At 67.3% G+C, this 9,311-nt stretch carries 7 protein-coding genes; 6 read left to right on the forward strand and 1 reads right to left on the reverse strand.

The genetic code is table 11. The features are described from left to right. Positions 1–39 precede the first annotated feature (39 nt). The 3 genes from sucC to M3B11_RS11230 all read left to right on the forward strand — a co-directional run bounded on the left by sucC (position 40) and on the right by M3B11_RS11230 (position 3,568). A complete protein-coding gene (sucC, locus tag M3B11_RS11220) occupies positions 40–1,209 on the forward strand; it encodes an ADP-forming succinate--CoA ligase subunit beta (protein ID WP_259877526.1) in 1,170 nt (389 codons plus the stop codon). Between the two features lie 24 nt (positions 1,210–1,233). Further along, positions 1,234–2,130, forward strand: coding sequence for a succinate--CoA ligase subunit alpha (gene sucD, locus M3B11_RS11225; RefSeq protein ID WP_102161603.1), 897 nt, complete (start codon positions 1,234–1,236; stop codon positions 2,128–2,130). A 739-nt stretch (positions 2,131–2,869) separates the two neighbouring features. Further along, positions 2,870–3,568 (forward strand): hypothetical protein, encoded by a 699-nt coding sequence (locus M3B11_RS11230; protein ID WP_259877527.1) that lies wholly within the window; start codon positions 2,870–2,872, stop codon positions 3,566–3,568. On the opposite strand, the gene M3B11_RS11235 is transcribed toward M3B11_RS11230, so the two are convergent. Next, positions 3,534–3,950 carry a universal stress protein gene (locus tag M3B11_RS11235; RefSeq protein WP_259877528.1) on the reverse strand — a complete coding sequence of 139 codons (417 nt, stop codon included), beginning with the start codon at positions 3,948–3,950 and terminating at the stop codon, positions 3,534–3,536. The genes M3B11_RS11230 and M3B11_RS11235 overlap by 35 nt on opposite strands. 193 nt (positions 3,951–4,143) lie before the next feature. On the opposite strand from M3B11_RS11235, the gene M3B11_RS11240 reads away from it, so the two are divergent. From M3B11_RS11240 to ngg, 3 genes are all read left to right on the forward strand, one after another. Beyond that, positions 4,144–5,469, forward strand: a complete 1,326-nt coding sequence (locus M3B11_RS11240) for a class I SAM-dependent methyltransferase (protein WP_259877529.1) — start codon at positions 4,144–4,146, stop codon at positions 5,467–5,469. A gap of 76 nt (positions 5,470–5,545) precedes the next feature. Then, positions 5,546–7,354, forward strand: coding sequence for an N-acetylglutaminylglutamine amidotransferase (locus M3B11_RS11245; RefSeq protein ID WP_259877530.1), 1,809 nt, complete (start codon positions 5,546–5,548; stop codon positions 7,352–7,354). A gap of 83 nt (positions 7,355–7,437) precedes the next feature. Next, positions 7,438–9,132: an N-acetylglutaminylglutamine synthetase gene (ngg, locus tag M3B11_RS11250; RefSeq protein ID WP_259877531.1), complete on the forward strand. Its 1,695-nt coding sequence runs from the start codon at positions 7,438–7,440 to the stop codon at positions 9,130–9,132. The last annotated feature ends 179 nt before the right edge of the window (positions 9,133–9,311 follow it).

A 9,311-nucleotide genomic window follows, 5' to 3' on the forward strand; every position in this document is an offset into this window, starting at 1 on the left:
CCGCGCGCCGGGGCACCAACACTGACGTTAGGAACTCACGTGGATCTTTTTGAGTATCAGGCCCGTGACCTGTTCGAGAAGCACGGTGTGCCCGTGCTCGGCGGACGGGTCGCTCAGACGCCGGAGGAAGCACAGTCCGCAGCCCAGGAGCTCGGCGGCGGCACCGTCGTCGTCAAGGCCCAGGTCAAGACCGGCGGCCGCGGCAAGGCCGGCGGCGTCAAGCTCGCCAAGTCTCCCGAGGACGCCCGCGCCAAGGCCGAGGAGATCCTCGGACTCGACATCAAGGGCCACACGACCGAGAAGGTCATGATCGCCGAAGGCGCCGACATCGCCGAGGAGTACTACTTCTCGATCCTGCTCGACCGCGCCAACCGCTCCTACCTCGCCATGTGCTCCAAGGAAGGCGGCGTCGAGATCGAGACGCTGGCCAAGGAGCGCCCCGAAGCGCTCGCCAAGGTCGACGTCAACCCGCTGACCGGCATCGACGATGCCAAGGCCGCCGAGATCGCCTCCGAAGCCGGCTTCGACGGTGAGGACGCGGAGAAGGTCGCGGAGGTCTTCAAGCAGCTGTGGACCGTCTACGTCGAAGAGGACGCCACCCTCGTCGAGGTCAACCCGCTGGTCAAGACCGGCGACGGGAAGATCATCGCACTCGACGGCAAGATCACCCTCGACGACAACGCCTCCTTCCGCCACGAGGACCACGAAGAGCTGCGCGACATCAGCGCTGAGGATCCCCTCGAGCTCAAGGCCAAGAAGCTCGACCTCAACTACGTCAAGCTCGACGGCGAGGTCGGCGTCATCGGCAACGGCGCAGGACTCGTCATGTCGACCCTCGACGTCGTCGCCTACGCCGGTGAGGAGCACGGCGGCGTGAAGCCGGCGAACTTCCTCGACATCGGCGGCGGCGCCTCGGCTGAGGTCATGGCCAACGGACTCGACGTCATCCTCGGCGACGACCAGGTCAAGAGCGTCTTCGTCAACGTCTTCGGCGGCATCACCGCCTGCGACGCGGTCGCCAACGGCATCGTCAAGGCTCTCGAGATCCTCGGCGACACCGCCTCGAAGCCGCTCGTCGTCCGCCTCGACGGCAACAACGTCGATGAGGGCCGCAAGATCCTCGACGACGCCAACCACCCGCTGGTGACCCTGACCGACACGATGGACGGCGGCGCCGACAAGGCAGCCGAACTCGCCGCCAGCCGCTGATCCCATCCGAAAGGCTTAAGAATCATGTCGATTTTCCTCCACTCTGACTCGAAGATCATCGTGCAGGGCATCACCGGCGGTGAAGGCACCAAGCACACCGCCCGGATGCTCGCAGCCGGATCGCAGATCGTCGGCGGCGTCAACGCCCGCAAGGCCGGCACCACCGTGTCCCACAAGGACAAGGACGGCAAGGACATCGAGCTGCCCGTCTTCGAAACCGTCGCCGAGGCGATGGAGAAGACCAGCGCTGACGTCTCCGTGGCCTTCGTGCCGCCGGCGTTCTCGAAGGACGCCGCGTTCGAAGCCATCGACGCCGGCATCGGGCTGCTCGTCATCATCACCGAGGGCATCCCGGCCCAGGACTCCGCCCAGATCTGGGCGCACGCCTGCGAGAAGGGCAACAAGACCCGCATCATCGGCCCGAACTGCCCGGGCATCATCAGCCCCGAGCAGTCGCTGGCTGGCATCACCCCGGCCAACATCACCAACCGCGGAAAGCTCGGCCTGGTGTCGAAGTCGGGCACGCTGACCTACCAGATGATGTATGAGCTGCGTGACCTCGGCTTCACCACCTGCATCGGCATCGGTGGTGACCCGATCATCGGCACCACCCACATCGATGCGCTCGAAGCGTTCCAGAACGACGACGAGACCGAAGCCATCGTGATGATCGGCGAGATCGGCGGCGACGCTGAGGAGCGTGCCGCCGAGTACATCAAGGACAACGTCACCAAGCCGGTCGTCGGCTACGTCGCCGGCTTCACTGCACCCGAGGGCAAGACCATGGGCCACGCCGGCGCGATCGTCTCCGGCTCGTCCGGCACCGCCGAGGCGAAGAAGGAAGCGCTCGAAGCTGCAGGCGTCAAGGTCGGCAAGACCCCGTCCGAGACGGCACGCATCATGCGCGAGCTGCTCGGCTGAGTGAGCTGATGCGCTGAGAGCTGCTGCGGCTGACAGCCGGTGCGCTGGTAGCTGCGTGCAGTTCAACTGCTTGAATCTGCGGGCCCTGGTCATGACGACCGGGGCCCGCAGTGCTGTACAGGGGAGTGGGACGGGTCTATCTGAGGCTTGTCGTCCTCTGTGCAGGCGGGGTGTGAAAAGACTGGTCGAAGTTTGGCTCTCGAAGTGGTCGATCAGGGTCAAAATGTGACCAGTCTTTTCGTTGTGCCCCGTTGTGACGCGCTTCTTCTTGCGTCTCGAGAGCGATACTCGTGGGCTGAAACTCGGTCAGGTTGTGTGTCTGCGCACTGACTTTGGGCGTCTGCGACTATCCACAACCGAGAACAACTGCTCGCTCCACCGCGAGGCTCGGCCCAAGCTACGCAACATGAGCAGAAACGCCGCCCAAAACCGGAACCACAATCCTGACCTCGACCGAACGCCGGTCTCATCATCGTCCCCGGCAGGCAAGAGCATCTCGCACTATGCCATGTACCGAAGTCGGAATCGCCTCTCAACCCACTGGCATGGTGTCACGATCGACCCGTCGCAGCCGCGGCTGCCTCCGGGGCCAACATGGGCTGACGAAGAGTGGTACCGGGCGCGCTTCGAACTCGCATGCCTCAACGCTGTGCGCCCGGACGCCTTGGGCAGTCAGGTTACTGCGGCACTTCTGCGCGGTTGGCCGGTGCCTCGACGGTTGGCAGGGCGAGAGTTGACTGTGACAATCCCTGAAGATCATCGGCTGCGGCGCAAAGGTGTCAGAGCCACGCGTTCGCCACGCTACGCACCCCACGTCATCTACAGCGTCCGGCTCAACCGCATGGACTACGTCGTCTACGAACTCGCACGCGTCATGAACGTCGGCGAGCTCGTCCACGTCATCGACGCGATGTGCGGGACATGGCGGACGAACCCGGTGGCCACAGTCGAGCGGATCAGAGCTGCCGCGCTTGAGGCGCGCAACGTCTTCGGCAAGAAGAATCTGCTCACCGCCCTCGACCTCGCCCATGAAAAGGTCGGCTCGCCGCAGGAGACGCGGCTGCGGCTGCACATCGTCGGTGCCGGACTGCCGACACCGCTTGTCTGCACACCGATCCAGCTGCCGCGCGCCGAGCAGCTCTACCACCCGGACCTTGCCTATCGGGGAGCGCGGATCGCCATCGAGTACGAGGGCAGCCACCACCGCACAGATGCGTGGCAGTGGGATCATGACATCCAGCGTGAGCGCACCTTCCGCACCGCCGGGTGGGAGTACTTCCGGGTCACGAAGCGCACCGATATCCCGGAGTTCCTGGCAGATCTCACGGCCGCACTCGACGAGCGCGCACCGCATTGGCGCCGCCGCTCGCCCGGTCCTCGCCGCCGCTCGCCCGATCCGGGCCTCAGCTCTTCTTCACCCTGCTCTTCTTCGCCTTGACGGACACGACCGGCACCTCGGCACCGAGGATGATGCGCTGGGCGGTCGAACCCATGATGAGCTTGCCCACCAGCGAGCGCTCACGCGAACCGATGACGATCATGCGGACCTCCGGCGTCGCCTCGGCGAGGGCGAGGATCTCCTCAACCGGGTCGTTGCCGCGCAGGAACTGCTTGAGCTCCTGCCGGATCCCAGCGGCCTGAAGCTTGTCGCCGAGCTCTTTGAGGTCCTCGGCGGTGGCGATGCCCTTCTCCTCGTGCGCCTCCCCGATCCCGGCGTTCAGCACGAGCAGTGCCTCGTCGAACGCCCGCGCCTGCTCGATGCCGAAGTCGACGGCTGCCATGCCTTCGGGGCTGGGGGTGTATCCGACAAGAATGGTCATGCGTCCTGGCTCCTCTGCCGTGGTTCTCGCTGTCGCGCGCGGGAAACGTCCTGCTCACAAGCCTATCGACCGAGCCTGGCGAACAGAAGATGCACCGAGGCGTTTCATCGGTCACATTCGGCTGCTCGCCAGACTGGTGGACTTCGGCTGCTCGCCAGACTGGTGGGCTTCGGCTGCTCCCTAGACTGGGGGCATGGTCCAGTCTCTGCTGCCGGCTGCCGCCGTGCCCGATCACACTGCCCTGCGCTCCAGCCTCGGCCCCGCCGCCGAGGTGGTGGCCGGGCTGTGGCCGGACTGGCCGATCGGGCATGGAACCTCCCGGCTGGTGTGCGAGTACCTGCTCGGCCGCAGCCGCGGCTGGCTCGACATCTCCGGCCGGCCGCAGAAAGCGGGGCAGACAGGCAGCCCGTGGACCGAGCGGCCGGTGGTCGTCATCGACGATGCCGACGGCGCACTGTTGGCCGCCGCAACCGTCGCGGGCCCTGCGATCACCGCCTATTGGGATGACCTGCGTGGCGAGCGTCGGGGGAGCGCGGTCGCAGGTCTCCTCACTGAGGCAGGCCTGCCGCAGCCGCACATCGCGGCTGAGTCCGGGCACTGCGGAGCACCGGGCGGCCCGGAGATCTTCCCGCCCGGCTGCCGGGTCGTGCTGGCGGCACCGAAGGCGACCGCTGCGCTGCGCGAGTACCTGCAGGCAGCCGCGGGCACTGCCGGCGAGGTCATCGTCGTCGGCCGCGAGAAGCATATGAGCACGGCGATCAACGAGGCGCTGGCGGAGGTGTTCGACCGGGTCGACGTCTCGCCCGGCTTGGCCAAATGCCGGCTCATCATCGGCAGCAGCCCGCGGGCCTCGCACGCCGGCCCGGCAGATCAGTCTCCTGCCCCGGCGTCCCCGCGCCGCGACGACCGGCCGCTGCGGGTGCCCGGTGGCCAGCCTGTCGAGGTCGCAGCCTACGGCGCCTGCTATGGCGGCACCCAGATCGACCACGGCACCGATGTGCTCGTCGCCAGCCTCATCGCCCACCGCGCCGACCTCGCGCCTGCAGACAGCAGCCGCGATCCCGCCGGGCTCACCGTCGCTGACCTCGGCTGCGGCAACGGCTGGCTGCTGGCCAACCTGCAGGCGCTCGTCCACCCCGCCACGAGCATCGGGATCGACGTCTCGAAAGCCGCCCTCGCCTCGGCGGCGGCGACCCTGGGAGGCGGAAATCAGCCGGGCGCCCAGCTGATCCTCGCCGACGCCTCGGCAGCGGCCGACCCGGCACTCGACGCGCTCACCGGCAGCTGCGACCTCATCGTGCTCAATCCGCCGTTCCACACCGGCCACACCGTCGAGACCGGCACCGCACACGCGATGATCCGCACCGCCCACCGGCTGCTTACACCCGGCGGGAGGCTCGTCTGCGTCTACAACTCCCACCTCGGCTACCGAGGTGCGGTCGAGCGAACTTTCGGGGTCAGTCGCCAGTGGGCACGGGACCGGAGATTCACCGTCGTCACCGCTGTGCGCCGAGGGTGACCGACGCTGCCCCGCAGCGGCGGCAGCCGTATAGGATGGTGAGCACTGCAACCGACCTTGAAGGATGTGAGCCGGCGTGAGCGGCATCTGCGGACAGATCTCGACAGCCCAGGCACCGCACGGGGACGCGAAAACCGCCGTTGAGGCGATGCTGACGGCGATGGCCGGCAGGGGGCCCGATGGTTCCGGCTTCGTCGATGACGGGCGGGTCGCTCTCGGTCACCAGCGTCTGGCCGTCATCGACCTCGGGGAGACCGGCGCGCAGCCGATGCACGACCCCGATGTGCGCATGACGATCGTGCTCAACGGCGCGATCTACAACTACCAGGAGCTGCGTGAGGAGCTCCATAGACTCGGCCACACCTTCCGCACCAGCTCCGACACCGAGGTCGTCCTCAAGGCCTTCGCTGAATGGCGTGAGAAGGCACTCGACCGGTTCCAGGGCATGTTCGCGCTCGCCATCTGGGAAGAGGATTCCGGGCGCGTGTTCATCGCCCGCGACCGGATGGGCGTGCGCCCGGTGTACTTCGCCGAGGCCGACGGCGCCTTCCGCTTCGCCTCCACCCTGCCGGCCCTGCTGGCCGCCGGCGGCGTCGACACCCGCATCGACCCGGTGGCGCTCAACCACTACATGACCTTCCACGCCGTCGTGCCCTCGCCGTTCACCATGCTGCAAGGCGTGCGCAAGCTGCCGCCGGCAACCTACATGTGGGTCGAGACCGACGGCTCGCAGACCCAGACCCAGTACTGGCAGGCGCTCTACGGCGCCGCCGAGGACAAGGCCGGCTGGTCCGAGACCGAGTGGCAGGACGCAATCTACGACAGCCTGCGCGAAGCGGTCCGCCGACGGCTGGCCGCCGACGTGCCCGTCGGCGTGCTGCTCTCCGGCGGCCTGGACTCCAGCCTCATCGTCGGGCTCATGGATGAGCTGGGGCAGAAGGACATCGAGACCTTCTCGATCGGCTTCGAGTCCTTCGGCGGTGAAGAGGGCGATGAGTTCACGTACTCCGATGTCATCGCCGAGCACTTCAAGACCAACCACCACCAGCTGCGCATCTCGACCGAGCGGATGCTGCCGGCGCTCGACGAGGCGATCGGGGTGATGAGCGAGCCGATGGTCAGCCACGACGCCGTCGCCTTCTACCTGCTGAGCCAGGAGGTCGCCACACACGTCAAGGTCGTGCAGTCCGGCCAGGGCGCTGACGAGGTGTTCGCCGGCTACCACTGGTACCCGCCGATGTATGAGGCCGGCGACGATGTCGAGGCCGCGCTCGCCAGCTACCAGCAGTCGTTCTTCGACCGCAGCTACGAGGAGATGGGCCAGCTCGTCTCCCCGCAGTTCATGGCCGGCTCCGACGTCTCCACCGAGTACGTCGACGCGCACTTCCGCAGTCCGGGTGCCACCACCGGCATCGACCGGGCGCTGCGCATCGACACGACGATCATGGCCGTCGACGACCCGGTCAAGCGGGTGGACAACATGACGATGGCCGCAGGCCTTGAGGCGCGCATGCCGTTCCTCGACCACGACCTCGTCCAGCTCGCCGCCGAATGCCCGGCTGAGTACAAGACTGCCCAGGAGGGCAAGGGCATCCTCAAGGAGGTCGGCCGTCGGGTCATCCCGAGCGAGGTCATCGACCGGCCCAAGGGCTACTTCCCGGTCCCGGCGCTCAAGCACCTGCAGGGCCCGTATCTGGAGAAGGTCCGCGAGGCGATTTCCGGCCAGGTCGCCCGCGACCGCGGCCTGTTCCAGCCGGCCGCCGTCGAGGCGCTGCTCGAAGCCCCGAACGACAACCTCACTCCGCTGCGCGGCAACCGGCTGTGGCAGATCGCCCTGCTCGAACTCTGGCTGCAGAACCACGGCATCACCGGCCCGGCAGCCTGACCCACTGACTTCACGCCGACACCACCGGGCTGGGGCAGGGATCCTGGTCCGGTGACTGAAGGCTCATCCCAGCAGGAGGGACCATGAAGCACGACGTCATCCAGGAGCTCGGCTGGGGCCGGCTCGTCTTCGGCCAGACCTTCTCAGAGATCGAGGAGATCGGCCGGGTGCTGCGCGACGAGGCAGGCGGCACTCGCGACATCTGCATGTACCTTTCGGATCCGCATGTGCTTGTGGCGCTGCATCCGGAGGAGTACTTCATCGACCCGAGCCACACCTACCGCCTCGATCTGGAGAGCCGGCTTCCCGTCCCGGTCGAAGTGCCCGGCGTGAAGGTCCGCTCCATCGAGACGGAGGCCGACTGCGAGGCGATCAACCGCATCTACGTCACCCGCTCGATGGTCCCAGCCGATGTCAGCGTCATCTGGGACAACCACCGCAACTCCGAATCGATGCACTACCTCGTCGCCGAGGACGAATCGACCGGCGAGATCATCGGCACCGTCACCGGTGTCGACCACTCCGAGCTGTTCGACGACCCCGAGCGCGGCTCCTCGCTGTGGACGCTGGCGGTCGACACGACCAGCGGCCACCGCGGCCTCGGCCGGTTCCTCGTCGTGGCGCTCGCCCGACTGCTGGCTGAGTGCGGCGCGGCATTCATGGACCTGTCGGTGATGTGGAACAACGAAGCCGCCATCAGCCTGTATGAGCAGATGGGCTTCGAACGAGTGCCGATCTACGGCATCAAGCGCAAGAACGCGATCAACGAGCAGCTCTACGCCCAGCCGCGGATCGAGGGGCTCGACGAGCTCAACCCGTATGCCCGCATCATCGCCGATGAGGCCACGCGCCGCGGCATCCGGGTCAGCGTGCTCGACGCCGACACCGGCTACATCCAGCTCGAGTTCGGCGGCCGCACGGTCATCACCCGCGAGTCACTGTCGCAGTACACCTCGGCGGTGGCGATGAGCCGCTGCGAGGACAAGCGGGTGACCCGCAAGATCGTCGAGGCCGCCGGCGTGCGCGTCCCGCAGGGCCGCAACGCCAGCTTCGACGACGGCGATGTCGACTTCCTCGACGAGTACGGCCCGCTGGTCGTCAAGCCGGTGCGCGGCGAGCAGGGGGCCGGCATCACGATCGGCGTGCAGACGGAGAAGGAGCTCAAGGACGCCCTCGGCCGCGCCGGAGGTGAGGGTTCCGAAGTGCTGCTCGAGGAGTTCTGCGAGGGTGAGGACCTGCGCATCCTCGTCATCACCGGTCGTGTCATCGCCGCCGCGATCCGCCGCCCGGCCGCTGTCGTCGGCGACGGCAAGACCCCGGTCGCCGAACTCATCCGCAAACAGTCCAAGCGCCGAGCCGCGGCAACCGGCGGGGAGTCGAAGATCCCGCTGGACGAGTCGACCGAGGCGACAGTGCGAGAGGAGGGCTACAGCCTCGACGACATCCTCGAACCTGGCAAGCGGCTGCAGGTCAGGCGCACCGCCAACCTCCACACCGGCGGCACCATCCACGATGTCACCGACCGGCTGCACCCGGAGCTGGCGAAGGCCGCGATCTCCGCTGCGGCCGCCATCGACATCCCGGTCACCGGCATCGACCTGCTGGTGCCCGACGTCGAGGGCCCCGACTACGTCTTCATCGAAGCCAATGAGCGCCCCGGACTGGCCAATCACGAGCCGCAGCCGGTCGCCGCCGAATTCGTCGACTATCTGTTTCCCAACTCCAAGCGCACCCCGTGGGCGTGGGAGCCGGACAAGCCCGCCGATCCGACGAACTGACACCGGCCAGCCCGGCGAACTCACTTCGGACAGCCCTGTGAACTCACCCACCGGGCCCGAGGTGGGGGCTGGCAGTGTGCCGTGAGTCGGCTCGACAGCCTCTCCAGACTCTGACATGCGACTGGCGACAGCGCCGCGGCGCGCTATGGTGGCCACTGTGCGGGCATGCCCGGCATGCC

Source organism: Brevibacterium sp. p3-SID960 (assembly GCF_025144725.1).
Taxonomy (GTDB): domain Bacteria; phylum Actinomycetota; class Actinomycetes; order Actinomycetales; family Brevibacteriaceae; genus Brevibacterium.

What these genes read in the sequence shown, in the direction of transcription:
- sucD (WP_102161603.1), top strand. Translation starts at nt 1,234, where the DNA reads ATGTCGATTTTCCTCCACTCTGACTCGAAGATCATCGTGCAGGGCATC.
- M3B11_RS11235 (WP_259877528.1), bottom strand. Translation starts at nt 3,950, where the DNA reads ATGACCATTCTTGTCGGATACACCCCCAGCCCCGAAGGCATGGCAGCC.
- M3B11_RS11240 (WP_259877529.1), top strand. Translation starts at nt 4,144, where the DNA reads ATGGTCCAGTCTCTGCTGCCGGCTGCCGCCGTGCCCGATCACACTGCC.
- ngg (WP_259877531.1), top strand. Translation starts at nt 7,438, where the DNA reads ATGAAGCACGACGTCATCCAGGAGCTCGGCTGGGGCCGGCTCGTCTTC.